We start from the raw sequence: 25,542 nt of genomic DNA, 5'->3' as shown, positions 1-25,542 counted from the left end.
TCTCCAGGGGTTCACCGGGACAGGGCGTCCCGAACGGCCTCCTCGGACCGGCCGACGACGGCGGTGCCGTCCTCGGCGGTGATGATGGGCCGCTGGATGAGCTTGGGGTGCCCGGCGAGCGCCTCGATCCACCGGTCACGGTTCTCGGCGTCGCGGGGCCAGTCCTTCACCCCGAGCTCCTTGGCGTCGGCCTCCTGCGTCCGCGTGATGTCCCACGGTTCGAGCCCGAGCCGCCCGAGCACCTCCCGGATCTCCTCAGGCGAGGGCACGTCCTCCAGATAGCGCCGCACGGTGTACTCGGCGCCCTCGGCGTCGAGAAGGGTGAGGGCGCTGCGGCACTTGGAACAGGCGGGATTGATCCAGATCTCCATGGGCCCACGGTACCCCCCAACCCACTTCCCACCACCCCTCAAACCCTGTCTGGCCAGGGGCGATTGTCAGTGGGGGCCACTAAAATAAGGGGTGAAGGTGAGGGTCCCGGGGAGGGCCCCCACCACCGTTCGCCAGGAGGTAGCCCATGGCTCTCGCCGTGATCCGGACGCCGTCCATCGAACCCTGGAAGCCCCTCCAGAGGAAGCCCCTTCCCGCGGGCCGCCCCCGCGAGTGGTACGTCACGCACAACCGGCGCCTGAAGGCCATGCGCCTCGCGATCGCCCTCCTCGACGCCGGCGTCTACGTCCCGTCGAAGGCGACGAACGCGACGATACGCACCACGGCCGACCACATCGGCATCCACCCGCCCTCGGACACCACCTGCCGCATGGTCCGCACGTTCATCCGCCACGGCCGCTGACCGGCGGAAAACGGCGAGGGCCGCCGCTCCCGGAGATCCGGGGGCGGCGGCCCTCACTCGTGAGGCTCCGGCCTAGAGGTCGAAGATTTACTAGATGTAGTCCCTGACCTGCATCGATGCCCTTGCTTCAAGATCACCTTGCACATTCATTACACATCGAAGTTCTCGCAGCGCTGAGTGCGCGATCGTTCGACCTTCCGGCGGACTTTGTCGACTGCGTACCCGACACCTCCAGGGGCAACACGGAGCGTAGTGGCCGGATGCGGTGCCGACGGCCGTGATTCGGTGGAGCCCTGTGGGGCGGTCCGGCCGCCGCGGTGGGCAGGTCCCAGCCCCCTCGTCGGTGACCTCCAGTCAGGAAACCCCCTCTCGTTGTCAGTGCCCACCTATACGCTGCGGCACATGGGAGGAGTGTCCAAACAACCCCGTGACCGCCGCCGCTCGTTCAACAGCGAAGAGCGCGTGGCGATGTTTCTTGCGGCTGGCGGACAGTGCGTCAACTGCGCGGCCGAGCTGGAGCCCGGGTGGCACGGTGATCACATGACGCCGTGGTCCGAGGGCGGCCCGACCGATGTGTTGAACGGGCAGGCACTCTGCCCTCCGTGCAACTTGCAGAAGGGACCGAACTTCATGGCGAACACCGCCGGCCTCCGTGACTGGCAGCGAGACGCACAGGAGCGCTACCACTCCCGAAACGGTGGTGACAACAACAACTTCCTAGTCGTTGCCACGCCCGGAGCCGGAAAGACCACCCTCGCACTTACCCTCGCCCAAGACCTGATCGACCGCAGCGTCATCACAAAGGTCGTGGTTATCGTCCCGACCAAGCACCTGCGTCGCCAGTGGGCTGAGGCCGGTGCCCGTAGGGGCATCAAGCTCGACCACGTCTTCGAGAACAAGAACGGTGCAGTCGGCTCCGACTTCGACGGCGTCGTGGCGACCTACCAGGCCGTAGCGTCCGCGCCGCTCCTGTGGCGCAGGCTTGCGTCCAACAAGCGCACTCTCGTCATTTTCGATGAGATCCACCATGCAGGCGACGGCGATGATCTGGTGTGGGGCGAGGCACTCAAGGAGTCCTTCGAACTGGCCGCGAGACGTCTGCTGCTGTCGGGCACGCCCTTCCGGACCGACGGCAAGCCGATTCCCTTCGTCACCTACGACGAAGAGCGTCGTGCCGTACCCAGCTTCAACTACGACTACGGCACAGCTCTTGCCGACGGTGGAGTTGTCCGCCCGGCCGTCTTCCCGGCCTGGGACGGGAAGTCGCAGTGGCGTCGCTCGGGGCAGATGGCTGTTACGTCCGTCGACCTCAGCGAGGCCGACAAGGACGAAGTGCCTCAGGCGTTGAAGGCCGCACTAGACCCGGACGGCGAGTGGATTCCCTCCGTGCTCAAGGAGGCTCACGACGCCCTCCTGCGCATGCGCATCGACACCCCGGACGCTGGCGGCCTGGTGGTGGCCAGTGACCAGTTCGCCGCGAATGCTTACGCCAAGATCCTCGAACGGATCGCGGGGACGCCGATTCCGGTCGCCATCTCCGACGAACCGAACGCCTCGGACATCATCAAGAGGTTCGCTAAGGGCGACGCCCCTTGGATCGTCGCGGTGCAGATGATCGCCGAGGGGGTCGACATCCCGCGCCTGGGGGTCGGAGTCTATGCCTCCCGTGTGAGGACCCAGATGTTCTTCACCCAAGTCGTAGGTCGATTCGTGCGAATGCGCGGCGAGGAAGACCCGACGACGGCGCGTCTGTTCATCCCTTCCATCTCGATCCTCCTCACGTACGCACAGGAGATCGAGAAGACGGTCGATGCAGTGCTCGCCGAGGAAGAGAAGAAGATCCGCGAGGGACAGATCGGCGATGGTGAAGGCGGAGGCGACACGCTGTTTCCTGCCTACGAGACGATTGGTTCCTCCGTGGCGACGCACCACGCGACCATTGCCAGCGGGGCGAAGTTCACTCCCGAGCAGTTGGCATTCGCCAAGCGCACGATGGAGCTGACCGGCCCTGTGCCGCCCTCGGTTACTGATGAGTGGGTGGCGACTCTTCTCAGCTCCGCCGGGATGCTCAACGTCAATGCGGTGCCCAGCCAGCGCCCTGCGGACCAGGATGACGAGCCGCTCGGAGACCAGAAGAAGAAGCTCCGCCAGCTGATTCACAAAAAGGTTGCTCGGCTGTCTGCCCTCGCCAACCGTCCCTTCGAGCACATCAACGGGGAGCTCAACAAGAATCTCGGGAACAACGTCAAGACCGCGACACTCGAACAACTCCAGAAGCGCTTGGCGATGCTCGACGCTGCGATCAAGGAGGAACAGAAGAAATGAACGACACACACAGTGCCAGCGGGAACGCGGTGCTGGTCAATGCGCTGAGTTCGTCGATGCGGTCCACCATGAACGGCATGGGGTCCGTCCCCGGACTGGTCCGTCAGGTGATCGAAGAGGGATCTTGGCGCAACTTCACCACCCCTCGTGGCGAGCAGGTGACGCACGACTCATTCGAGTCGTTCGTCACTGCGAAGCCGACCAGGGGATTGGGCTACAGCATCGACGAACTGATGCATCTGGTCGGCGACGAGCCGGAGACTGCGCGCCTCGTTGCTGACCTGATCGGACGCCCCGTATCCGACTTTCAGACGCAACCGATCGAGAACGTCTGGGTTGAGCCGGCGGCTGAACTGTCCGACGGGGAAGCCCGACAAGAAGTCCTTTGGCGAGACCCTTCGGACGACCCCGAGGCGGCGCCAGCGACCGACGCGGTTCAAGAAGCTGACCTTGACCTCAACGACCCCATCGACCGTGACGTCTATGAGCTACGGTCGGTCGGCAAGTCAGGCGGCTGGGTCTGGGCGTTGAAGGTCGCTCGCAACGTGTACGTCGGGAAGCCGGGTGGCCCAGCGCAAGATGAAGAAGCGGGGCACCTGACCCATTCGCAGAAGGTGACCGTGCGGGAGTTCGCCCGGCTCATCGGCTGGGATCATAAGAGGGTGATGCGGTACTACAGGGCGTGGGAGCAGGGTGTCGAGAAGTGCGACCTCCCCGACTTCGACCAGCTCAAGCCCGGCATGGATGTACCGCTGCCCCCTGCTAGCACGTGGACGGAGTGCTTCACTCCGGGTCGCGTCAGCCCGGACCGCGCGGACGCCCTGATGGCCGGGGCGCGGGAAGCAGGTCTCAGCGTGCGGGAGGTGGTCTACGCGGCGAAGAGCCCTGGGGCGATGAAGGCCGCCATTCTCGCAGACGAGAGCACTGCTGAAGCGGCCCGCACGGCACTTCTGGAGCGTGCACGAGACGACGGCGACCTGCGCACCGCTCTCGCCCGCACCATCGCCGACGACCCGGTGTTCCGTAAGGAAACGGCGGTTGAGTCACGGAAGGCCGAACGCGCCGAGTATGTGCGCCACGTCGCCGGGCAAGGGAAGGTGCGCACGCCGGCCGGTCACACCCTTGAACTTCCTGAAGAGGCCAGGGAAGGAGTCGTCAAGCTCCTGGAAGTGGTCGACGCGCCCTCGGCGACGCCTGAAGCCGTTGCCGAGGCATACGAGACCGTCCAGGCGCTCACCGCCGAGGCCATCGAAAAGAACCCCGAGCTCCGTGCAGCAGAGCAACGTACCCGGATTCACAAAGTCCTTGCGAGCACGGCCAAGAGCATCGCGTCGGTAAGCAGTGCCCCACTCGCGGAGATCGCTGACGATGATCTGGTCCGCGAAGTGACTGAACTCAAGGCGTCGGTGGAAGCACTCGTCGCTCTGATCGTGCCGCAGAGGGGAAGCCACCTGAGGGCCGTCGACACCGAGGCAGTTTGACGCTGGCGGCGGAGCCCTCGACGTGTACGGCGGGGGCTCCGCGTCAAGCAGCCTTTCGGTACATGCTCTGGAGCGCCCCGCGGACTTTCTCCCCGGCGCCCGCAACCCGGTGCACGTACTTCCTGAGCGTGAAGGCGGGATCGGAGTGCCCGAGCCGGTCGGCGAGAGTGTAGATGTCCACCCCGGCCTCGATCATCATTGATGCGTACAGATGCCGCAAAGCATGCATCATTTTGTCTCGACTCTTGGGCCAGCGCCTCGTCCCCTTCTTCTTCTGTTCGGGGTCTAGGTCCGCGATGATGCCGACGGCCGCGAGCGCCGGCTTGAAGATGTACGAGTTGAAGTAGTACTTGTTCACCGGCTTCTTCTCCCGGCCTGTAGAAGATGAGCTGGACTGTCATGGGCTCCCCGTCCCGGGTGCCGTGCGGCAGAGTCACCTCGATCGGCGGGTACTTCTCCATGTGCTCCAGGAGTGCATCCCCGACCTCCTCGCCAAGCCCGACCCACCGGTCCTTGGGGTTGAGGTCATCCTCGCCCTTGGCCCCGTCGAAGACCATCACCGAGCCGTCCCAGGCGATCTGTCGTTGGATGTGCACCATGGGGCCGTCGGGATGGTCCCACACGATGTCGTCCGGGCTGAACCCGAAGACCTCGCCCTGGCGCATCCCGAGCCCTCGGCCACAGTCGACCGTAGCCTTGTACCGGTTCGGCAACTCGATGCGGATCTTGTCAGTCTGCTCCCACGTCAGCGGCAGTTCCTTCGCCGTCGGCTTCGACCGCCGCGGCTTCTGCTGCCTTACGGTGAACGAGCGGCACGGGTTCTTGCGGATCAGGTCGTCGTCCACGGCCAGGTCGAACATAGACTGCATCTCGCCGAGGATGAGGCCCACGTACGTCTCGTCCAAGACCCTCTTCCGGTCCTTGGTCCACGCGAGAATCTTCGACGGCGTGATGTCCTTGAGCTTCATGCCGCCTATGGCGTGGTCCTTGATGTGGACCCGGGTGCGCGACTCGACCTGGTAGACCGACCGTGGGTTCGGGTAGTCCTTCGCCGCCAGCCACATATCCACGAGCGTGCCCATGAGCGTCTCGCTGCCCTTGGGATCGATGTACGAACCGTCATCGACCTCGCCGCGCATCTTGGTCTCGTACTTTTTCGCCTCGGTTTCGGTCCGGCAGAGCTCGGTCTGCTGCACACCATCGGGATCGCGCCAGCGGGAGCGACCCTGGGCGTCGTTCTCCGACGCCGGGCCGGCCGGGGCAGGCGAAGGCGTCGCGGAGCCGCCAGATCGCCCCCTGCAAGGGGCGCCCGCGAGGCTACGGACGGGACCGTATGCCTCCACTCAGAGCTACGTCAAACAGTTGGTCAGGTCTCATATGGTAGCCCTGGCCTGCGCTTTTGTAGACATAGCGGGAGGAAAAGCAAAGAGCCCCGCCACTCTCCGTAGGGAGTGGCAGGGCTCTTGCTCTGGCGAAGCCATGTCTGGCGCACCGTCAGGTTCCGGTCGTCCGATTGCACAGACCTTGCACGAGACGACCGGAACCAACCGGAAACGACCGGAGCTATCCGGGGGTGTTTCCGCAAGTCAGGAGGGCGAGATGCGTCGCCGCAGGTGCGGGTATGTCCCGGTTCCTCCCGTTTCTTAGAGGTCGAAGTACAGCTCGAACTCGTGCGGGTGCGGGCGCAGCTGGATCGGGGCGATCTCGTGGGTGCGCTTGTAGTCGATCCACGTCTCGATCAGGTCGGAGGTGAAGACACCGCCGGCCTGGAGGTACTCGTTGTCGTTCTCCAGGGCGGAGAGGACGGCCTCGAGGTTGGTCGGGACCTGCGGGACGTTGGCGTGCTCCTCGGGAGCCAGCTCGTACAGGTCCTTGTCGATCGGCTCCATCGGCTCGATCTTGTTCTTGATGCCGTCGAGGCCCGCGAGGAGCAGCGCCGAGAAGGCGAGGTACGGGTTCGAGGACGGGTCCGGCGCGCGGAACTCGACGCGCTTGGCCTTCGGGTTCGAGCCGGTGATCGGGATGCGCATGGCCGCGGAGCGGTTGCGCTGCGAGTACACCATGTTGACCGGCGCCTCGAAGCCCGGGACCAGGCGGTGGTACGAGTTCACCGTCGGGTTGGTGAAGGCGAGCAGCGACGGGGCGTGCTTGAGGATGCCGCCGATGTAGTAGCGGGCGGTGTCCGAGAGGCCCGCGTAGCCCGTCTCGTCGTAGAACAGCGGGTCGCCGTTCGACCACAGCGACTGGTGGACGTGCATGCCCGAGCCGTTGTCGCCGAAGATCGGCTTCGGCATGAAGGTCGCGGTCTTGCCGTTGCGCCAGGCGACGTTCTTCACGATGTACTTGAAGAGCATCAGGTCGTCGGCCGCGGCGAGCAGCGTGTTGAACTTGTAGTTGATCTCGGCCTGGCCGGCGGTGCCGACCTCGTGGTGCTGGCGCTCGACCTGGAGGCCGACGTTCTCCAGCTCCAGGGAGATCTCGGAGCGCAGGTCGGCGAAGTGGTCGACCGGCGGGGCCGGGAAGTAGCCGCCCTTGTAGCGGACCTTGTAGCCGCGGTTGTTCTCCTCCGCACCGGTGTTCCAGGCGCCGGCCTCGGAGTCGATGTGGTAGAAGCCCTGGTTCGCCGAGGTCTCGAAGCGGACCGAGTCGAAGACGTAGAACTCGGCCTCGGGGCCGAAGTACGCGGTGTCGGCGATGCCGGTGGAGGCGAGGTACGCCTCGGCCTTCTTCGCGATGTTCCGCGGGTCACGGCTGTACTGCTCGCCCGTGATCGGGTCGTGGATGAAGAAGTTGATGTTCAGCGTCTTGTCGCGGCGGAAGGGGTCCACGCGGGCCGTCGACAGGTCGGCGCGGAGCGCCATGTCGGACTCGTGGATCGCCTGGAAGCCACGGATCGACGAGCCGTCGAAGGCGAGCTCCTCCGCCGGGTCGAAGGCCGTCGCCGGGATCGTGAAGTGCTGCATCACGCCCGGGAGGTCGCAGAAGCGGACGTCGACCATCTTGACGTCGTTGTCCTTGATGAACTTCTGGACCTCGTCGGCGTTCTGGAACCCGTGCTTCTCGGACATCCCACTCCTCCTACTCCCGGCCCGGGGAGGGGCGGGGTTGCAGCTCGGTATGCGGCCAGTGCGGTGGCACACGCTGGACCCGACCATAGGCAGACGGGATTTCTCAAGCATGACCCATTTGTTTCGTAGAAGTTAACCGGGGTGGGTGCCGTTCCGGTGCCCGGCGCCGTTCACCGCCCGATTCGGCCCGTGTTCGCCGACCCGGGCCGAAGTGATCAAAAACGGGCGCAGTACCGTGGTCGGGTGGACAACAGGCAAGCACTCGGATCTTGGCTCTCCGGCCCCCGCGCGGCGGCCGAGGACGCAGGCGTCGACTTCGGCTACCGCGGTCAGCAGCTGGGGCTGCCCGAGGAGGGCCCCGGTTCGATCGCCCGCCCCGGCAGGCGCCTCGGCGCCCTCGCCGTCGACTGGGCCCTCTGCACCCTGATCGCATACGGCCTGATCACCGACGGCTACCACCAGGCCACCGGCAACTGGGCCCTCCTGATCCTCCTCGTCCTGAGCGTGCTGACGGTCGGCACCATCGGCTCGACGCCCGGCAAGCGCCTCTTCGGCCTCGGGGTCGTCTCGGTGCGCGGCGGCCGGCTCGGCCTGCCGCGGGTGGCGCTCCGCTCCCTGCTGGTCTGCCTGGCGATCCCGGCCCTCATCTGGGACCGCGACGGCCGCGGCCTCCACGACCGCCTCTCCGGCGCCGTCCAGGTCCGTATCTGAATCCAGTCCGCGGCTGAATCGTCATGAGCATGCGAGAGGGGCTCCGGACCTGGTGGTCCGGAGCCCCTCTTCTGTGTTCGGTCGGGCGCGTCAGCGCATCTTTCCGCCCCGCGGCATCCGCATGCCCTTCGGCATCGGACCCTTCGGCAGCGGCATGTTGCTCATCAGGTCGCCCATCGCCCGGAGCCGGTCGTTGGCCGCCGTCACCTGCGGGCCGGTGAGCACCCGAGGCAGCTTGAGCATGGTCGTACGGACCTTCTTCAGCGGCACCTGGCCCTCGCCGTCGCCGACGATGATGTCGTGCACCGGAGTGTCCACCACGACACGGCTCATCCGCTTCTTCTCAGCCGCGAGCAGCGTCTTGACCCGGTTCGGGTTGCCCTCGGCCACCAGGACGATGCCGGCCCGGCCGACCGCCCGGTGCACGACGTCCTGGCTGCGGTTCATCGCGACCGCGGGGGTCGTCGTCCAGCCGCGCCCGACGTTCTGCAGCACCGCCGCGGCCGCGCCCGGCTGGCCCTCCATCTGCCCGAAGGCCGCGCGCTCGGCGCGCCGCCCGAACACGATGGCCGCCGCCAGGAGCGCCAGGACGAAGCCCAGGATGCCCAGGTAGACGGGGTGCCCGATCAGGAAGCCGATCGCGAGGAGGACACCGAGTACGACGATGCCCACGCCTGCGACGACAAGTCCGACCTTAGGGTCGGCCTTTCGGGTCATCTTGTACGTGAGGGCGATCTGCTTGAGCCGCCCCTGGTTCGCAGCGTCAGCGCTGCCCGTGTTTGCCTTCCTCGCCATGTCCTGAAGTTTACGTGGCCCGGGAAGTCCGGCCCGACGCGACCTCCATCACGTGCTGGGCCTCGACCCGGTCCTTGGCGCGACGGCGGTCCTCCAGGACGGAGTTCCAGGCGTTGCGCCGTGCGGTGCGCTGCCCGGCGCCGAGGAGCAGTGACTCCACGGCCTTCAGGGCGTCGGTGACGGACGGGATCGCGGTGACGCGGACGTGCGTCGATGCGGCCGGCATGTCGGGGTCCTCCCTCGATTGCGGGTGAGACGAGGCGGGGGTGTGAGCAGGCGGTGGCGGTGAGTGAAACCAGGCTCACAGATCGGTGTTACCAGGGCATGACCCGGTGGTCAAACACTGATGAAACGTTGATACGGCCAAGTGGGCGGGCCCGGGAGACGCCGACGCGGCCCGTACGTCCCCGCTGAGCTGCGGGAGCGTACGGGCCGCGCCGGATCCGGCCACTACTTGCCGGTAACTACTTGTGCTCGGGTTCACACGCCCTGGGCGGCGGCGCGCTTCTCCATGGCCTGCTGGTACAGACGGCCCGCGCGGTACGAGGAACGGACCAGCGGGCCCGACATCACTCCGGAGAAGCCGATCTCGTCGGCCTCCTCCTTCAGCTCCACGAACTCCTGCGGCTTCACCCAGCGCTCCACGGGGTGGTGCCGGACCGAGGGGCGCAGGTACTGGGTGATCGTGATCAGCTCGCAGCCCGCGTCGTGCAGCTGCCGAAGCGCCTCGCTGACCTCCTCGCGGGTCTCGCCCATGCCGAGGATCAGGTTCGACTTCGTGACCAGACCGTAGTCCCGCGCCTGGGTGATGACGTCGAGGGAGCGCTCGTAACGGAAGCCGGGACGGATCCGCTTGAAGATCCGCGGCACCGTCTCCACGTTGTGCGCGAAGACCTCGGGGCGGGAGGCGAAGACCTCCGCCAGGAGCTCCGGCACCGCGTTGAAGTCCGGCGCGAGCAGCTCGACCTTGGTGCGGCCGTCGGCGCGCTCCGTCGTCTGCTGGTGGATCTGGCGCACGGTCTCCGCGTACAGCCAGGCGCCGCCGTCCTCCAGGTCGTCGCGCGCGACGCCCGTGATCGTGGCGTAGTTCAGGTCCATCGTGACGACCGACTCGCCGACGCGGCGGGGCTCGTCACGGTCCAGCGCCTCGGGCTTGCCCGTGTCGATCTGGCAGAAATCGCAGCGCCGGGTGCACTGGTCGCCACCGATGAGGAAGGTCGCCTCGCGGTCCTCCCAGCACTCGAAGATATTGGGACAGCCCGCCTCCTGGCAGACCGTGTGCAGCCCCTCGCTCTTCACGAGGCTCTGCATCTTCGTGTACTCGGGCCCCATCTTCGCCCGGGTCTTGATCCACTCGGGCTTGCGCTCGATGGGGGTCTGGGCGTTCCGGACCTCCAGGCGCAGCATCTTGCGTCCGTCGGGTGCGACTGCGGACACATCGGCTCCTGTAGCTTCGATTCTTCGGCGCACACCAGGGTACGCCGTTGCTTCCCATGCCTTACTACTGCTGGCCAACCTCTGGCCAGCGCCCTGCATTCCTCAGGCCGAGGCCGTCTCCACCGGACGCTCGATCTCGCGCGGCTTCAGCTCCGCGCCCTCGAGGACCTCCCGCAGATGGCGCTCCACCACCGGCAGCACCTCCGCGATCGAGATGTCGCGGCCCAGCTCGTTGGCGAGCGAGGTCACGCCCGCGTCACGGATGCCACAGGGGATGATCCGGTCGAACCACGCGTTGTCCGGGTTCACGTTGAACGAGAAGCCGTGCATCGTGACGCCCTTGGCGACCCGGATGCCGATGGCGGCGAGCTTGCGGTCCTCGCGGCGCTGGCCGGCGTTGGACGGGGCGTACTCCGGGCCGTTCAGGCGCGGGTCGAACTCCTCGTCGTTCAGCCGCGGGTCGAAGTCGAGCGACAGACCGCCGAGGGACGGCCGCTGCTCCACCGGGTCACCGAGCACCCAGACGCCGCTGCGGCCCTCGACCCGGGTCGTCTCGAGCCCGAACTCGGCGGCCGTGAGGATCAGCGCGTCCTCAAGGCGCCGGACGTGCGCGACGACGTCCACCGGGCGGGGCAGCTTCATGATCGGGTAGCCCACCAGCTGACCGGGGCCGTGCCAGGTGATCTTGCCGCCGCGGTCGACGTCCACCACCGGCGTCCCGTCGAGGGGGCGCTCGCTCTCCGCCGTACGCCGGCCGGCCGTATAGACCGGCGGATGCTCCAGGAGCAGACAGGTGTCGTCGATCTCGTCCGCGAACCGCGCGGCGTGCACCTCGCGCTGCTTGTCCCAGGCCACCTGGTAGTCGACGGCTTCCTCGCCGAAACCAAGGCGGACGAATCGCAGCTCACTCACGGCCATGCCTCCTCCTGGGTGCCCGGGCCGGGGACCGGGGATCATCCCGGGCCGGCTCGACACCATGCGTCATTCGCGCCCATGCCACTGTACGGCGGTGCCGGGAAAGCTCCTCCGGCAGGTGGACGAGGGCACCTACGTCAGCGATGCCGTCAATCCTCACACGATCGGATGAATGTGGGGCGAAGGTGGCGGTACAGGCGGTGAAGGCCGCTAAATTCGCGCCGTTCCATGAGGGTCCGACGGGGCTGCCGCCCGGACCCGGAAGGCAGGAGACCGCACAGCTGATGACGGAACGACCACCGCAGCGCATCCCGAACCGCCAGCTCGCCGCGCTCATCGCCGAAGCCGGGTTCTCCCACGCGGGGCTCGCGAGACGGGTGGACCAGCTCGGGCTCGAACACGGTCTCGACCTGCGGTACGACAAGACCTCCGTGACCCGCTGGCTCCGCGGTCAGCAGCCGCGCGGCACGACACCCGCCCTCATCGCCGAGGTCTTCACCCGCCGTCTCGGCCGCCGCCTCTCCGCCCAGGACCTCGGCCTGGACGCCTGCGCGCCCGTCTACGCGGGCCTGGAGTTCGCCGCGACCCCCGAAGAGGCCGTCGACATCGTCAGCGGGCTGTGGCGCAAGGACTCCGGCAGCCATGCCGAACTCCGCAAGATCGCCTTCACCCCGGCGGGCCTGGTCGTCCCCAGCCGCGACTGGCTGATCGGGCGCGCCGACGACCGCGTGGCACGCGGGGAGCAGCCGCCCGGCCCGCGCGCCCCCGCCCCACCCGTCGCCGTGACCGCCGAGGCGGCCCGGTTTCCGCAGGACACCCGCATCGGGCACGACCCGCGGGCCCCGCACGACCCCCGGGTCCCGCCGCAGGGGCGCTTCTCCGTGCCCCGGCAGCGCGGTACGGACAGGGGGCCGGGCCAGCGGGTCTCCAGCGGGGACATCGCCGCCCTCCGCTCGGTCGGCGAGCTCTTCCGCACCCTCGACCACGCCTACGGCGGCGGCCACGCCCGCCAGGCCCTCGTCCGCTACCTGGAGCACGAAACCGAGCCGATGCTCCGCGGCACCTACGGGGAGTCCGTCGGCCGCCGCCTCTTCGCCGCCGCCGCCGACCTCACCCGGCTCGCCGGCTGGACCTCGTACGACATCGCCGCCCACGGGCTCGCCCAGCGCTACTTCGTCCAGGCGCTGCGCCTCGCCCAGGCCGCCGGGGACCGGGCCTACGGCTCGTACGTGCTCCTCACCATGAGCTGCCAGGCCGTCTACCTCGGCCACGGGCGCGAGGCCGTCCAGCTCGCCCGGGTCGCCCAGCAGGGCGTCGGGCCGGCCGCGCCGCCCGTCGTCCAGGCGATGCTGCACGCGGTCGAGGCGCGCGGGCACGCGGTCCTGGGCGAGGCGCGGGTGTGCAGCGCCTCGCTCGTACGGGCCGAGCGGGCCCTCGAAGCGGCGCGGCCCGGTGACGAGGTGCCGTACTGGGCCCGGATGTTCGACGAGGCCCAGCTCGCCGACGAGCTCGGGCACTGCCACCGCGACCTCCAGCAGTACCGCCCGGCAGCCCAGCACGCCGAACGCGCCCTGCAGCTCCGCGCACCCGGCTTCGCCCGCAGCCGCCTCTTCTGCCGGGTGGTGCTCGCCACGTCCCGCCTCGCCCTGGGCGAACTGGAGCAGGCGTGCGCGCTCGGTGCGGAGGCGGCGCAGCAGGCGTCGGAGATGCGGTCGGCGCGGGCGGTGGAGTACGTACGCGACTTCGAACGCCGCCTGGAGCCGTACCGCGACGCGGCGGCGGCGCGCACGTACCGCGACCGAGTAGCAGCCCTGGGCTGACCACCGCCCCCGGGCCCCGGGCCTGGCCCCGCCCGCTCCCCGCCACCGCCGTGTGGGCAATCGTCCCGCTGGGCGGGACGGGTGGGCACACGGGACGGCGCCCTTTGGTGGGCGCCTCCGCCCCTTGTGCCTGGACCCGCACCGAGTTGTGCGGCGCGCAACGGGGTGCGGGTTCAGGCGCGGAAGCCTGGGCCCGGCAGGGGGCGCCGTCCGTTGTGCCCACCCGTTCCGCCCCAGCGGAACGATTGCCCACAACGGGGGGGTAGCGGCCCGCGCCCCGTCAGGGGAGACGTCGTCAGGCCGCCTCCCCCGGCGATCGGGCTTCCAAGGGGAGGGGGACGCCCAGGTCCCTCAGGAGGGCCGTGGCCGCGCGGGTGCCTGAGGAGAGCGCGCCCTGGAGCGTGCTCGTCGCGCGGTGGTCGCCGCAGACGTACAGCCCCGAGAGCAGCCGCACCGAGCGGCCCCCGTCGTGCGGCGGCGCCATCGCCGGGTACGCGTCCGGGGTGTGGTGCTGGGCCAGCAGCTCCCACTCGTCGGTCGACGTGCCGTACAGCGTGGCGAGGTGCTTGCGGACCCGCCGCTCCGTGTCGTCGGGCGGCGTCCCGAGCACCGTCGAGGTGATCAGGGCCCGCCCCCGAGGCGCCCGGCGCGGATCGACCGCGCTCATCACCGCGGTGTGGGCGACCGGCCCGCCGGGGTCGGACTCCAGGAGCAGCGCCGACTCCCCGGCGGGCGCCACGGGCGCCGTGTGGTGGAGCACCGTCACGGAGTGGAAGGCGGGCGTCCGTAGACCCGGCAGCAGCGCCGCCGCCGTCCGCGCACCCGTCGCGAGCACCACCGAGCGGCAGCGGAACACCCCGTGCTCCGCCGTCGTGACCCGCGCGATCGACGCCTCCGTGACACGGACGCCGGTACGGATCGTGCCCGGCGGCAGCGCGGCCGCGAGCCGCTCCGGGAGCGCCGCGGACCCGCCCTCGGGGACGGCCGCCCTGCCCCGTGCGAAGGCGCGCAGCGCGAGGTCCGCGCGACGGCTCGACGTACCGAGGTCCGGGTCGCCGAGGAGCGCCGCGAGCAGCGGCCGCAGCACTCCCTGGACGGTCCGGGCGGGCAGCCGGGCGGTGAGGGCCTCGCGCGCGGTCCGCTCGGGACGGGCCAGGATCCGCTGTGTCGGGGTCGCGGCGAGCCGGACGAGGGAGGCGCCGAGCCGCGCCTGGTCGAGCGAGGAGGCCGGATGCCGGGGGGCGCTCGCGAGGGCGCGCGCCACACTGAACGCTCCCCCCACGCTCCGGTGGCCCGTCCCCCGGTGCCCCCCGGGGGCCCGGCGCGGCTGCGGGACGCCCCACCGCGCGTACCGCCCGTCGCTGTGCACGAGCACCCCCGGGGCGAAGGGGCGCAGCACGAGCCCGTCGAGCCCCGGGGTGGCCCGCAGCTCCTCGTGCGACAGGGTGAGCAGCGGCCCGACCCGGTCGAGCAGGAAGCCGTCGACGGACTCGGTCGCCATCCGGCCCCCGATCCGGGGTTCGGCCTCGAGGACGGCGACGGAGAGCCCCGCCCCGGTCAGCCGGTGGGCGGCCGCGAGCCCCGCGACCCCGGCTCCCACGATGACGACGTCGACGGCCTTCGTGGCGTCCGTTCGCTGTGCGGTTTCTGCGCTGTGTGCGCTGCTGAGCACGTGCCCCTCCCCAGGTCGGCGCGGCCGGTGGGAGGCCTATGCCCCCAACCGGCCTCCGGAATGCCCGAGTTCGCGGTTCGTGTCGAGCCTAGGCAGCGCTCCCACGGGTGCCAGCAGCGCGCGCGGGGGTGCGTGCGGCACAAGGGAGCGCAGGAGGGCGGGAGAACGCCTCGCCCACGCCGCCGGTCAGTGGGCCGCCGCCCTGATCGAGTCGTCGATCGTCGGGAACGCGAAGTCGAAACCGGTCTCCAAAAGCCGCCCCGGCAGCACCCGTTGACTGCCCAGCACGTCCTGCGCGAAGTCGCCGAGCACCGCCTTCAGGGCGGGCGCCGGAACCGTGAACAGGGCCGGCCGGCGCAGGACCCGCCCCATCGCCGCCGTCACCTCGCGGTTGGTGACCGGCTCGGGCGCCGTCAGGTTCACCGGGCCCGAGAGCGACGGGGTGTCGATCAGGTGCCGGAGGGCGGCCACCTCGTCGTGGAGGGAGATGAACGACCAGTACTGGCGGCCGTCGCCCATCCGCCCGCCGAGCCCGGCGCGGAACACGGGGAAGAGCCGCCCCCACGCCCCGCCCTCACGCGCCACCACGAGGCCGGTACGGGCGTAGGTGACCCGGATGCCGGCCTCCTCGGCGGGGGCGGCCGCCGCCTCCCACTCCACGCAGACCGAGGGCAGGAAGCCCGTGCCGGCGGGGGCGCTCTCGTCGACCGCGCGGCGGCCGGTGTCCCCGTACCAGCCGAGCGCCGTACCGCACACGAGGCTCTCGGGCGGCTCCGCGAGCGAGGCGAGGGCCTGGGCGACGGCCGTCGTGCCGAGCACCCGGCTGTCCCGGATCTCCTGCTTGTACGCCTCGTTCCATCGGCGCTCGCCGACCCCGGCGCCCGCCAGGTGGACGACGGAGTCGACGCCGACGAGCCCGGCGGCGTCGACGTACAGCCGCTTCGGGTCCCACTCGACCTCGTCGGCGGTACGGGCGGGCCTGCGGACGAGCCGGAGGACGTCATGGCCGTCGGCGCGCAGGGAGCGGACGAGGGCCGAGCCGATGAGCCCGGTGGCTCCGGTGACGGCGACACGCTTACGGGTGGCGGAACGCTGCATGGGGCCATCCTGCCCCCACCCACCCCGTACGTGACACAGTGGCCGCCATGGAGAAGTCGGAGGGGCCGGAGTCGTCCGTCACGCAGGCGCCGGAGGGGCCGGAGTCGTCGGTCACGCCGAGGCCGGAGGGGCCGGAGACGACCGTCACGAAGAGGTCGGAGGCGCCGGAGACACGGATACGCGGGGCCGAGCCCGGTGACGAGGACGTCCTCGCCGCACTCGACCGGGACACCTGGTCGCCCCTGCACGCGGTGCTGCCCGCGCCCACCCCGCCGTACGAGCCGTTCTTCGACGCCCGGCACCGGCCCGAGGACTACCTGGTCGCGGTGGGCGGCGGCGGGGTCGTCGGCTACGTCCGGGTGGTGCCGCCCACCCCGCTCGCGGCCAACGCCCACGTCCGCCAGATCCAGGGCCTCGTCGTCGCCGAGCGGGCCAGAGGGCACGGCGTGGCGCGGGCGCTCCTGAGGGCCGCGATGGACAAGGCGCGCGCGGACGGCGCCGTCCGGATCACCCTCCGGGTCCTCTCCCACAACGCCCCCGCGCGGGCGCTCTACGTCTCCGAGGGCTTCGCGGTCGAGGGTGTCCTCCGGGGCGAGTTCCTGTTCGACGACGGGTACGTGGACGACGTCCTCATGGGCCGGTCGCTCACGGGCTGACGCCCGTACCCGGAGCGCCACCGGCCGGGCCGAGCAGGCGCATTCCGCCCATCAGTTCCCGCAGGCACCGGACCGCGAGTTCGGCCGGCGCGCCCTCCCCCCGTACCGGCGCGTCCGTCTCCGCCCAGGTCTCCAGGGCGAGCCGGACGGCGTCCGTGGCCGCCGCCGCCGCGAGCCGTACCTCGAGCACCTCGGCATCCGGCCCGGCCAGCCCCGCGACGACCTCGCGCAGCCGCTCCTCCGCCTCCTGGTTGATCCGGTACCAGACGGCCCGCAGCGCGGGATCCTCGGCGGCCGCGCGCAGCAGGCCCCTGGTCCAGCGCAGCCCCTCCTCCGCCGCCTCGTCCGCCGGGGTCAGCGACGCGGCGATCGAGCGTTCCAGGGCCTCGGGCAGTCCGGAGCCCGGCTCCGTCGCGGCGAGGATCTCCCGCCAGCGGTCGCCGCCGCCCGCGAGGAGCGGGGCCACGGCGTCCTGCTTGGAGCGGAAGTACCGGTAGAAGGTGCGCAGGGCGACCCCGGCCCGCAGGGCGATGTCCTCCGCGGTGGTGCCGTCGGGGCCGCGCTCGGTGAAGAGCTCGGCGGCGGCGCGCGCGATGTCCAGCTGGGTGGCGGCCTTGCGGCGCTCCGTCAGCGTCCGGGTGGGGGGCGTGGCGCCCTCGGGCTTGGTGCTCACCGTACGAAGAGTACGCCCGCGAACGCCGAACGTGCACGACGTGCAGTGATGGCAAAACGTGCCACTTGGGCGTACGGTGGCAGCGTTCCGCACGGGACGCCACCGTAGGACACCGCATGAGACCGCATGACATCGAGAGGTTGACGCCATGAACCAGCTGACCCGTTACGAAGGACGCCGCGCCCTCATCACCGGCGGCGGCTCCGGCATCGGCCAGGCCACCGTCCTCCGCATGCTCGCCGAGGGCGGCCGGGTCGTCGCCGCCGACATCAGCGAGGACGGCCTCAAGGACACCGTGGCCAAGGCCGGCGACACCGCAGGCCGCCTCACCACCGTCGTCCTGAACGTCGCCGACGAGACCTCCGTACGCGACGGTGTCGCCGCCGCCGTCGAGGCGCTCGGCGGCCTGGACGTCCTGGTCAACGCGGCCGGAGTGCTGCGCTCCTCGCACACCCACGAGACGAGCCTCGACTCCTTCGAGCAGGTGATACGGATCAACCTCACCGGCACGTTCCTCATGATCCGCGAGGCGATCCCCGCCCTCCTGGAGGGCGACGGCGCGGCCGTCGTGAACTTCTCCTCCACCTCCGCGATGTTCGCCCACCCCTATATGGCGGCCTACGCGGCCAGCAAGGGCGGCATCCAGTCCATGACCCACGCCCTCGCCGCCGAGTACGCCAAGCAGGGCATCCGCTTCACCGCCGTCCAGCCCGGCTCCATCTCCTCCGGCATGACCGACGGCTCCGGCGCCAGCCGCCAGAGCATCGGCCCCGGCCTGCCCGAGGACACCGACTGGTCCCTCTTCGCGAAGCTCGCGCCCGCCCTCGGCCAGGGCTTCGCGGGACCCGAGACCGTCGCGGGCGTCGTCGCCATGCTGGCGAGCGAGGACGGCGCGTTCATCACCGGCACCGAGATCCGCGTCGACGGCGGCACGCACTTCTGAGGCGAACGACGGCCTCCGCCGGGTGGACACGGCCTCCGCCGGAGGCCCCGGTCACCCGGCGCCGAAGCGCTCCCAGAGCCGGGGGAAGCGTGCCGCGAGCACCTCGTCGTCCGACAGGTCGAAGGGGGTGCCGAGCGGCTCCCCGGCCGGCATCGGAATGCCCAGATCAGGGGTCTCGGCGCCGGTCAGCCGCTCGTACGCCTCGTCGGCCGCGAAGCCGATCTCCTCGCCGTCCCCGTCGATCTCCACGTCGAAGTCGCCGAGCAGCTCCGCCAGCGCGTCCGGATCGTGCACCGCGCCCTCGTAGACCTCCCGGCCCTGGCCGATGAGCCAGCACCGGAACGAGTCGAAGGTCTCGTCCCCCGCCCCGTCGAACAGCACCGCCGCCGCACCCCACAGATCCCAGAGGTACGCGCGGTTGTAGCGGGCCTCGAAATGGCGCGCGTAGTCGAGCACGGAGTCGGGGTCCAGCCGGGTCAGCCGTTCCACGAGCAGATCGGCCTGTTCCTCGGGGTCGCCCTCGGCTTCCTCGCGGGTGGAGTCGATGATCTGCCAGAACTCTGTCTCGTCCATCACGGGACCAGCATCGTGGCTCGGGGGGTGCGACGCACCCGGAAAGCCCGAAATGAATCCGGACAGAAGGTGTCGTACTTTCCTGCGAGTCTGATGCCATGACGACTGAGAAGAAGCCGCTGCACGGACGGATCTGCCTGGTCGCGGGCGCCACCCGGGGAGCCGGGCGGGGCATCGCCGTCCAGCTCGGGGCCGCCGGAGCCACCGTGTACGTCACCGGCCGCACCACCCGCGAGAAGCTCAGCGAGGTCGGCCGGGCCACCGAGACCATCGAGGAGACGGCCGAACTGGTGACGGCCGCCGGAGGCGAGGGCATCGCCGTCCCCACCGACCATCTGGAGGTGGAGCAGGTCCGGGCCCTCGTCGACCGCGTCGATCGGGAGCGGGGACGGCTCGACGTCCTCGTCAACGACGTGTGGGGCGGCGAGCACCTCCTCGTCTTCGGGAAGAAGACCTGGGAGAACGACCTCGCCCAGGGCCTCAGGATGCTCGAACTCGGCGTGCGGACGCACGTCATCACCTCGCACACCGCCCTGCCGCTGCTCATCCGCCACCCGGGCGGCCTGGTCGTCGAGGTCACCGACGGCACAGCCGAGTACAACGGCACCCGGTTCCGCGAGAACCTCTTCTACGACCTCGCCAAGAACGCCCCGATCCGGATGGCCTTCGGCCTCGGCGGGGAACTGGAGGAGTACGGCGGCACGGCGGTCGCCCTCACCCCCGGCTGGCTCAGGTCCGAGCAGATGCTCGCCGGGTTCGGCGTCACCGAGGAGAACTGGCGTGACGCCGTCGAGAAGATCCCCGACTTCGCCGTCGCCGAGTCCCCGGTGTACGTGGGACGGGCCGTCGCCGCCCTCGCCGCCGACCCCGACCGGCACCGCTGGAACGGCCGGTCGCTCTCCAGCGGCCAACTGGCCGAGGAGTACGGCTTCACCGACGCGGACGGCTCACGGCCGGACGCCTGGGGCTTCATCCTCGCCGGGGAGACGGGGAAACCGGACGTGAACGACTACCGGTAGGGGCGGGGCGGAGCCGTACGGACGAGACTCACCCGTACGCCTCCGCCATCGCCCGGGCAGCTTCTCCGAAGCGGGCGCGCAACGAGGCCGGGGCGAGCACCTCGGCCTCCGCGCCCAGGGCGAGGAGCTGGGAGAAGGCGACCTCCTCGCTCTCCACCGCGAGCGTCACCGTCACCCGGCCCTGCCCGTCCCGCGTACCCGCCGCCAGAGCCTCCTCGGCAGCCGCGCGGTCCGTCACGTACGGCAGCCGGCGGGCCCCCGCCTCCGACAGCCGTACGTCGACCTCCGCGCGCAGGATCGACCGGGCGAACTCCGCCGCGCGCTCGGCCCAGAAGGCCGGCAGGTCGAAGGCCTCGTCCCGGACGAACCGCTCATCGGCCAGGGCGACCGCCATGAAGCGGTCCACCCGGTAGGTGCGGAACGCCGTACCGGAACGCGCGCACAGGTACCAGACGCCCGCCTTCAGGACGAGACCGTACGGGGCGAGCTCCCGCTCCACCTCCCGGTCGCCCCGCCGGTAGCGGGCGGCGATCATCCGGTCGTCCCAGACCGCTTCCGCGACGGGCGGCAGCATCTCCGGTGTCTCCGGCTCCTGGTACCAGCCCGGCGCGTCGAGCAGGAAGCGCTGCGCCACCGAGTCCGGGGCGTCCCGCAGCGAGGGCAGCAGCGCCGCCGACACCTTGAGCCGGGCCGCCGACGCCGCGTCCTCGAGCCCCATGTCCCGCAGCGCGCCCGGCAGTCCGGACAGGAACAGCGCCTCGGCCTCACCGCGCGCCAGACCCGTGAGACGGGTGCGGTAGCCGCCGACGAGCCGGTACCCGCCGGCCCGGCCCCGGTCCGCGTACACGGGAACGCCCGCCTCGGAGAGGGCGAGGGCGTCACGGGTGATGGTCCGCTCCGACACCTCCAGCTCCTCGGCGAGTTCGGCCGCCGTCATCGACGGGCGGGACTGGAGCAGAAGGACCATCTTGATCAGCCGGGCGGCACGCATGTCCCCACCCTGCCATCCATACTGAGCCCGGGGGCGTGCAGCCGGAGGGACCACAGGGGAGGGGCACGATGCGGGGGACGGTGCTGGACGGGCGGTACGAGCTGGAGACCCGGCTCGGCCGTGGCGGGATGGGGCAGGTGTGGAGCGCCCTCGACCGCCGGATGCAGCGGAGCGTGGCGGTCAAACTCGTCACGGCGCTGCCGGAGATGGGCGAGGAGGAGACGTTTCTCCGCTTCCGCCGCGAGATCCGCTCGGCGGCGAGCCTGCCCGGCCGGTACACGGTCACGGCACACGACTGCGGATCGGCCGAGCTCGACGGCGAGCGCGCGCTCTACCTGGTCATGGAGCTGCTGACCGGCCGTACGCTCACCCGTACGGTCCTCGACCGGCGCCCGCACTGGCACGTCGCCGTCGCCTGGGCACGTCAGCTCGCCACCGCCCTCGAAGCGGCCCACTCCCGCCGGATCGTCCACCGGGACATCAAGCCCGACAACGTGATGTTCGCGGAGGACGGCGACCTCAGGATCCTCGACTTCGGCGTCGCCAAGTTCCTCGGGGACACCCTCAGGGTCGGCGGGCTCACCGGCACCGGCGTCGCCATCGGCACGCTGCTCTACATGTCGCCGGAGCAGGCCCTCGGCGAGCGGACCGTCGACCACCGCACCGACCTGTACTCCCTGGGCTGCGTGCTCTACTTCGCCCTCACCGGCCGCGCGCCCTTCGCCGCGGACAACATGCTCGGCCTGATCAACCAGAAGCTGCACGGCACGGAGCTCCCGCCGCACCACCACGACCCGGTGATCCCGGCCGAGCTGAGCGCGCTCGTCATGGAGCTGCTCGCCCGCGACCCCGCCGACCGGCCGGCCTCGGCGGCGGCCGTCCTCGCCAGGCTCCGGGCCCTGACCGAGCCCGTCGCCTCCGCGCCGGTGTCCTCCGGTACGGGGGACGTGGAGAGCGAGCGGGACCGGATCCTCGCCGAGGCCCGGCGGCACGCGCGGTCGAAGCGCGAGGAGGCGGACGCGCTCTTCGAGGAGACGCGCGCCAAGGCCGCGGAGGCCGCCGCGGCCTTCGAGACCAACCTGGCGAAGCGCCGCGAGCAGTCGGAGCGTGACCTGGCCGCGCGTCAGTCGAAAGCCTCGAAGCGCCTCGCGGAGATCGAGCACCGCGCGGAGCAACTCCGTCTGGAGGCGGAGGGGCTGCGCACGGACGCCGAACGCCGGGCCCGGGCCGTGGTGGACGAGGCGCACGCGCTGGCCGCCGCGCTCCTCGAGGAGGCCCGTCACAGGGCCGCGGAAACGATGTCCGGGCTCGTGGGCCTCCGCTCCGCGATCGGCGCGATCCTGGCGGACAGCACGTACCAGCCGACCGGCACGCTGGCAGAACAGCGCGCGAGCATGCTCCGGGAGCTCGAAGCCGTGCACCGCACCCTGTCCGCCGTACCGGAACCGGCCTCGCGCACGCGCTTCGACGTACCCCCCGGCTCCGCCCAGGCCTGAACGGGCGGGCCCCGTGACGCCGAAGGGCCGCTGACCGTACCGAGGTACGGTCAGCGGCCCTTCGGGACCGAGGAACCGGCCGGACTACAGGCCGTAGCGCTCGCGCGCCTCCTTCACGGCCGAGGCCGGGACCTCGCCGCGACGGGCGAGCTGCGCGAGGGCCGCGACGACGATCGACTGGGCGTCGACGCCGAAGTGGCGGCGGGCCGCGTCACGGGTGTCCGAGAGGCCGAAGCCGTCGGCGCCGAGCGAGGACCAGTCCTGCTCGACCCACTGGGCGATCTGGTCGGGAACCTGGCGCATGTAGTCCGAGACCGCGAGGACCGGGGACTCGACGCCCTCCAGGGCCCTGCGGATGTACGGCACCTGCTCCTCGCCGCGCAGCAGCGCCGCGTCGGCCTCCAGCGCGTCGCGCCGCAGCTCCGTCCAGGAGGTCGCGGACCACACGTCGGCGCCCACGCCCCACTCGGCGGCGAGCAGCTTCTGCGCCGCCAGGGCCCAGTGGATGGCCGTACCGGAGGAGAGGAGCTGGATGCGCGAGGCGTTCGCCGGGAGGTCGAGACCCGCGGACTCCGCCGTGTTGAAGCGGTAGAGGCCCTTGACGATGCCCTCGTCGATGCCGGCCGGCTTGGCCGGCTGCGGCATCGGCTCGTTGTAGACGGTGAGGTAGTAGAAGACGTTCTGGTCCTCGCCCTCGGCGGCCTCGCCGTACATCCGGCGCAGACCCTCCTTGACGATCGCCGCGACCTCGTAGGCGAACGCCGGGTCGTACGTCAGCGCCGCCGGGTTGGTCGCCGCGATCACCGGCGAGTGGCCGTCGGCGTGCTGCAGGCCCTCACCGGTCAGCGTCGTACGGCCCGCGGTGGCGCCGACGAGGAAGCCGCGGCCGAGCTGGTCGCCGAGCTGCCACATCTGGTCGGCGGTCCGCTGCCAGCCGAACATCGAGTAGAAGATGTAGAACGGGATCATCGCCTCGCCGTGCGTGGAGTACGCGGTGGAAGCGGCGATGAAGTCGGCCATCGAACCGGCCTCGGTGATCCCCTCGTTGAGGATCTGGCCGTTGACGGCCTCCTTGTAGTACATCAGCTGGTCGCGGTCGACCGGCTCGTACGTCTGCCCCTTCGGCGAGTAGATGCCGAGCGACGGGAACAGCGACTCCATACCGAAGGTACGGGCCTCGTCCGGGACGATCGGGACCCAGCGCTTGCCGGTCTCCTTGTCGCGGATGAGGTCCTTGACGAGTCGCACGAAGGCCATCGTCGTCGCCATCGACTGCGCGCCGGAGCCCTTGTCGAAGGCGGTGAAGGCCTTCTCGGCCGGGGCCGGCAGCGGGGCGAGCGGCTGGGTGCGGCGGGCCGGGGCCGGACCGCCGAGGGCCGCGCGGCGCTCCTGGAGGTAGCGGACCTCGGGGGAGTCGGCGCCGGGGTGGCCGTAGGGCACCTGGCCGTCGACGAACTGCGCGTCCGTGATGGGGAGGTCGAGGAGGTCCCGCATGTTCTTGAACTCGTCCGTGGAGAGCTTCTTCATCTGGTGGTTCGCGTTCTTCGACGCGAAGCCCTCACCGAGGGTGAAGCCCTTGACGGTCTGCGCGAGGATGACCGTCGGCGCGCCCTTGAACTCCACGGCGGCCTTGTACGCGGCGTACACCTTGCGCGGCTCGTGGCCACCGCGGGAGAGGTGGAAGCACTCCAGGATCTTGTCGTCGCTCAGCAGCTGCGCCATCGCGACGAGCGCCGGGTCCTTGCCGAAGAAGTCCTGGCGGATGTAGGCGGCGTCGCGGGTCTGGTACGTCTGGACCTGCGCGTCCGGCACCTCGCGGAGGCGGCGGACGAGGGCGCCGGTGGTGTCGAGCGCGAACAGCTCGTCCCAGGCGTTGCCCCACAGCGACTTCACGACGTTCCAGCCGGCGCCGCGGAACTGGGCCTCCAGCTCCTGCACGATCTTGAAGTTGGCGCGGACCGGGCCGTCGAGGCGCTGCAGGTTGCAGTTGATGACGAAGGTCAGGTTGTCCAGACCCTCGCGGGCCGCCAGGGCGAGGGCGGCGGTCGACTCGGGCTCGTCCATCTCGCCGTCACCGAGGAACGCCCACACGTGCGAGGCGGAGACGTCCTTGATGGAACGGTTCGTCAGGTAGCGGTTGAAGCGCGCCTGGTAGATCGCGGAGAGCGGGCCGAGACCCATGGAGACGGTGGGGAACTCCCACAGCCAGGGGAGGCGGCGCGGGTGCGGGTAGGAGGGCAGGCCGTTGCCGCCGGACTCCTGCCGGAAGTTGTCGAGGTGGGCCTCGTTCAGGCGCCCGTCCAGGAACGCGCGGGCGTAGATGCCGGGGGCGGCGTGACCCTGGATGTAGAGCTGGTCGCCGGAACCGTCGGCTTCCTTGCCCTTGAAGAAGTGGTTGAAGCCGGTCTCGTACAGCCAGGCGGCCGACGCGAAGGTGGCGATGTGGCCGCCGACGCCGTACTTGGAGCCGCGGCTGACCATCGCGGCCGCGTTCCAGCGGTTCCAGGCGGTGATCCGGCGCTCCATGTCCTCGTCGCCGTCGAACGCGGCGCCCGTCGGCTCGGCGGAGGTCGGGATGGTGTTGACGTAGTCCGTCTCCAGGAGCTTGGGCAGGGCAAGGCCCGCGCCCTCGGCGTGCTGGAGGGTGCGGCGCATCAGGTAGGCGGCCCGGTGGGGGCCGGCGGCCTTGGTGACGGCGTCCAGGGAGGCCGCCCACTCGGCGGTCTCCTCGGTGTCACGGTCCGGGAGCTGGTCGAGCTCGCTCGGAATCTTGCCTACGGGATCGGTCATGATCGCCGCCTTCCGGACAGGTGGGGGTGGAGAAGGGGTGCCTTGTCTGGCAGGACAGGGCGAAGGGCCGGGTAGCGGCCCGCCGAAGACTGTAAACCGGCGATCGATGATCGATCAAAGGGTTGAAGGGGAAAACCTCTTCAGATCGAGAAAGTCGGCACAGGGTGCCGCGAAACAGGGCACCCGGTGCCTCGATTCCACCTTGTTTTCGCAGGTGGGAGCCACTTTTCTGAGAGGGTGCCCGCACGAATGAGCGGGCCCACCCCGAGGTGGACCCGCTCACTGT

The 25,542-nt window shown here is 70.4% G+C and carries 22 protein-coding genes; 9 read left to right on the top strand and 13 right to left on the bottom strand.

The features are described 5' to 3' along the window. Positions 1-11 precede the first annotated feature (11 nt). Positions 12-371, bottom strand: a complete 360-nt coding sequence (locus tag ACZ4VK_RS02040; protein ID WP_468347477.1) for an arsenate reductase family protein — start codon at positions 369-371, stop codon at positions 12-14. Between the two features lie 146 nt (positions 372-517). Here ACZ4VK_RS02040 and ACZ4VK_RS02035 point away from each other — a divergent pair, with 146 nt between their 5' ends. From ACZ4VK_RS02035 to ACZ4VK_RS02025, 3 genes are all read left to right on the top strand, one after another. Beyond that, positions 518-793, top strand: coding sequence for a hypothetical protein (locus tag ACZ4VK_RS02035; protein ID WP_468347475.1), 276 nt, complete (start codon positions 518-520; stop codon positions 791-793). A gap of 402 nt (positions 794-1,195) precedes the next feature. Next, positions 1,196-3,118 carry a DEAD/DEAH box helicase family protein gene (locus tag ACZ4VK_RS02030; protein ID WP_468347473.1) on the top strand — a complete coding sequence of 641 codons (1,923 nt, stop codon included), beginning with the start codon at positions 1,196-1,198 and terminating at the stop codon, positions 3,116-3,118. Continuing rightward, positions 3,115-4,599, top strand: coding sequence for a hypothetical protein (locus ACZ4VK_RS02025; protein WP_468347471.1), 1,485 nt, complete (start codon positions 3,115-3,117; stop codon positions 4,597-4,599). The genes ACZ4VK_RS02030 and ACZ4VK_RS02025 overlap by 4 nt, the downstream gene beginning before the upstream one ends. 43 nt (positions 4,600-4,642) lie before the next feature. On the opposite strand, the gene ACZ4VK_RS02020 is transcribed toward ACZ4VK_RS02025, so the two are convergent. Together ACZ4VK_RS02020 and glnA are read right to left on the bottom strand one after the other, a co-directional pair. Further along, positions 4,643-4,957 carry a tyrosine-type recombinase/integrase gene (locus ACZ4VK_RS02020; protein WP_468347469.1) on the bottom strand — a complete coding sequence of 105 codons (315 nt, stop codon included), beginning with the start codon at positions 4,955-4,957 and terminating at the stop codon, positions 4,643-4,645. 1,285 nt (positions 4,958-6,242) lie between these two features. Then, entirely contained in the window at positions 6,243-7,667 is a 1,425-nt protein-coding gene (gene glnA / locus ACZ4VK_RS02015; RefSeq protein ID WP_389683724.1) for a type I glutamate--ammonia ligase, read from the bottom strand. Positions 7,668-7,910: 243 nt separating this feature from the next. On the opposite strand from glnA, the gene ACZ4VK_RS02010 reads away from it, so the two are divergent. Then, positions 7,911-8,378, top strand: coding sequence for an RDD family protein (locus tag ACZ4VK_RS02010; RefSeq protein ID WP_468347467.1), 468 nt, complete (start codon positions 7,911-7,913; stop codon positions 8,376-8,378). A gap of 90 nt (positions 8,379-8,468) precedes the next feature. Here ACZ4VK_RS02010 and ACZ4VK_RS02005 read toward each other — a convergent pair whose 3' ends face one another. The 4 genes from ACZ4VK_RS02005 to lipB form a co-directional block, all read right to left on the bottom strand. Then, positions 8,469-9,173 (bottom strand): DUF4191 domain-containing protein, encoded by a 705-nt coding sequence (locus tag ACZ4VK_RS02005; protein WP_389683722.1) that lies wholly within the window; start codon positions 9,171-9,173, stop codon positions 8,469-8,471. 10 nt (positions 9,174-9,183) lie between these two features. Beyond that, positions 9,184-9,399, bottom strand: a complete 216-nt coding sequence (locus tag ACZ4VK_RS02000; RefSeq protein ID WP_148004411.1) for an SCO2195 family GlnR-regulated protein — start codon at positions 9,397-9,399, stop codon at positions 9,184-9,186. 254 nt (positions 9,400-9,653) lie between these two features. Beyond that, positions 9,654-10,610: a lipoyl synthase gene (lipA, locus tag ACZ4VK_RS01995; protein WP_468347464.1), complete on the bottom strand. Its 957-nt coding sequence runs from the start codon at positions 10,608-10,610 to the stop codon at positions 9,654-9,656. Positions 10,611-10,712: 102 nt separating this feature from the next. Then, positions 10,713-11,522, bottom strand: a complete 810-nt coding sequence (gene lipB, locus ACZ4VK_RS01990) for a lipoyl(octanoyl) transferase LipB (protein WP_468347462.1) — start codon at positions 11,520-11,522, stop codon at positions 10,713-10,715. A 287-nt stretch (positions 11,523-11,809) separates the two neighbouring features. Between lipB and ACZ4VK_RS01985 the strand changes: the two genes are divergently transcribed. Continuing rightward, positions 11,810-13,345, top strand: coding sequence for a regulator (locus ACZ4VK_RS01985; protein WP_468347460.1), 1,536 nt, complete (start codon positions 11,810-11,812; stop codon positions 13,343-13,345). Between the two features lie 295 nt (positions 13,346-13,640). On the opposite strand, the gene ACZ4VK_RS01980 is transcribed toward ACZ4VK_RS01985, so the two are convergent. Beyond that, a complete protein-coding gene (locus ACZ4VK_RS01980; protein WP_468347458.1) occupies positions 13,641-15,017 on the bottom strand; it encodes an NAD(P)/FAD-dependent oxidoreductase in 1,377 nt (458 codons plus the stop codon). A 186-nt stretch (positions 15,018-15,203) separates the two neighbouring features. After that, positions 15,204-16,115: a TIGR01777 family oxidoreductase gene (locus tag ACZ4VK_RS01975; protein ID WP_468347456.1), complete on the bottom strand. Its 912-nt coding sequence runs from the start codon at positions 16,113-16,115 to the stop codon at positions 15,204-15,206. A gap of 47 nt (positions 16,116-16,162) precedes the next feature. Here ACZ4VK_RS01975 and ACZ4VK_RS01970 point away from each other — a divergent pair, with 47 nt between their 5' ends. Beyond that, entirely contained in the window at positions 16,163-16,771 is a 609-nt protein-coding gene (locus tag ACZ4VK_RS01970; RefSeq protein ID WP_468347455.1) for a GNAT family N-acetyltransferase, read from the top strand. Here the strand turns inward: ACZ4VK_RS01970 and ACZ4VK_RS01965 are convergent. Beyond that, positions 16,761-17,444, bottom strand: coding sequence for a TetR/AcrR family transcriptional regulator (locus ACZ4VK_RS01965; RefSeq protein WP_468347453.1), 684 nt, complete (start codon positions 17,442-17,444; stop codon positions 16,761-16,763). The two genes, ACZ4VK_RS01970 and ACZ4VK_RS01965, sit on opposite strands and share 11 nt — an antisense overlap. A 148-nt stretch (positions 17,445-17,592) precedes the next feature. On the opposite strand from ACZ4VK_RS01965, the gene ACZ4VK_RS01960 reads away from it, so the two are divergent. Continuing rightward, positions 17,593-18,387 carry an SDR family NAD(P)-dependent oxidoreductase gene (locus ACZ4VK_RS01960; protein WP_468347451.1) on the top strand — a complete coding sequence of 265 codons (795 nt, stop codon included), beginning with the start codon at positions 17,593-17,595 and terminating at the stop codon, positions 18,385-18,387. A gap of 51 nt (positions 18,388-18,438) precedes the next feature. Here ACZ4VK_RS01960 and ACZ4VK_RS01955 read toward each other — a convergent pair whose 3' ends face one another. After that, complete coding sequence (locus ACZ4VK_RS01955; protein ID WP_468348793.1) at positions 18,439-18,960, bottom strand: DUF4240 domain-containing protein; 522 nt, start codon at positions 18,958-18,960, stop codon at positions 18,439-18,441. 98 nt (positions 18,961-19,058) lie between these two features. On the opposite strand from ACZ4VK_RS01955, the gene ACZ4VK_RS01950 reads away from it, so the two are divergent. Further along, entirely contained in the window at positions 19,059-19,979 is a 921-nt protein-coding gene (locus ACZ4VK_RS01950; RefSeq protein WP_468347449.1) for an SDR family oxidoreductase, read from the top strand. Positions 19,980-20,007: 28 nt separating this feature from the next. Here the strand turns inward: ACZ4VK_RS01950 and ACZ4VK_RS01945 are convergent, their stop codons facing one another. Next, complete coding sequence (locus tag ACZ4VK_RS01945; RefSeq protein WP_468347447.1) at positions 20,008-20,970, bottom strand: helix-turn-helix transcriptional regulator; 963 nt, start codon at positions 20,968-20,970, stop codon at positions 20,008-20,010. Between the two features lie 68 nt (positions 20,971-21,038). Here ACZ4VK_RS01945 and ACZ4VK_RS01940 point away from each other — a divergent pair, with 68 nt between their 5' ends. Further along, complete coding sequence (locus tag ACZ4VK_RS01940; protein WP_468347445.1) at positions 21,039-22,466, top strand: serine/threonine-protein kinase; 1,428 nt, start codon at positions 21,039-21,041, stop codon at positions 22,464-22,466. Between the two features lie 84 nt (positions 22,467-22,550). On the opposite strand, the gene aceE is transcribed toward ACZ4VK_RS01940, so the two are convergent. Continuing rightward, positions 22,551-25,256 carry a pyruvate dehydrogenase (acetyl-transferring), homodimeric type gene (gene aceE, locus ACZ4VK_RS01935; protein WP_468347443.1) on the bottom strand — a complete coding sequence of 902 codons (2,706 nt, stop codon included), beginning with the start codon at positions 25,254-25,256 and terminating at the stop codon, positions 22,551-22,553. Positions 25,257-25,542 lie beyond the last annotated feature (286 nt).

It is taken from the genome of Streptomyces sp. NPDC028711 (assembly GCF_055565415.1).
The sequence above is the reverse complement of the archived record's forward strand: the minus strand, read 5'-3'. Positions and strand labels throughout refer to the sequence as shown.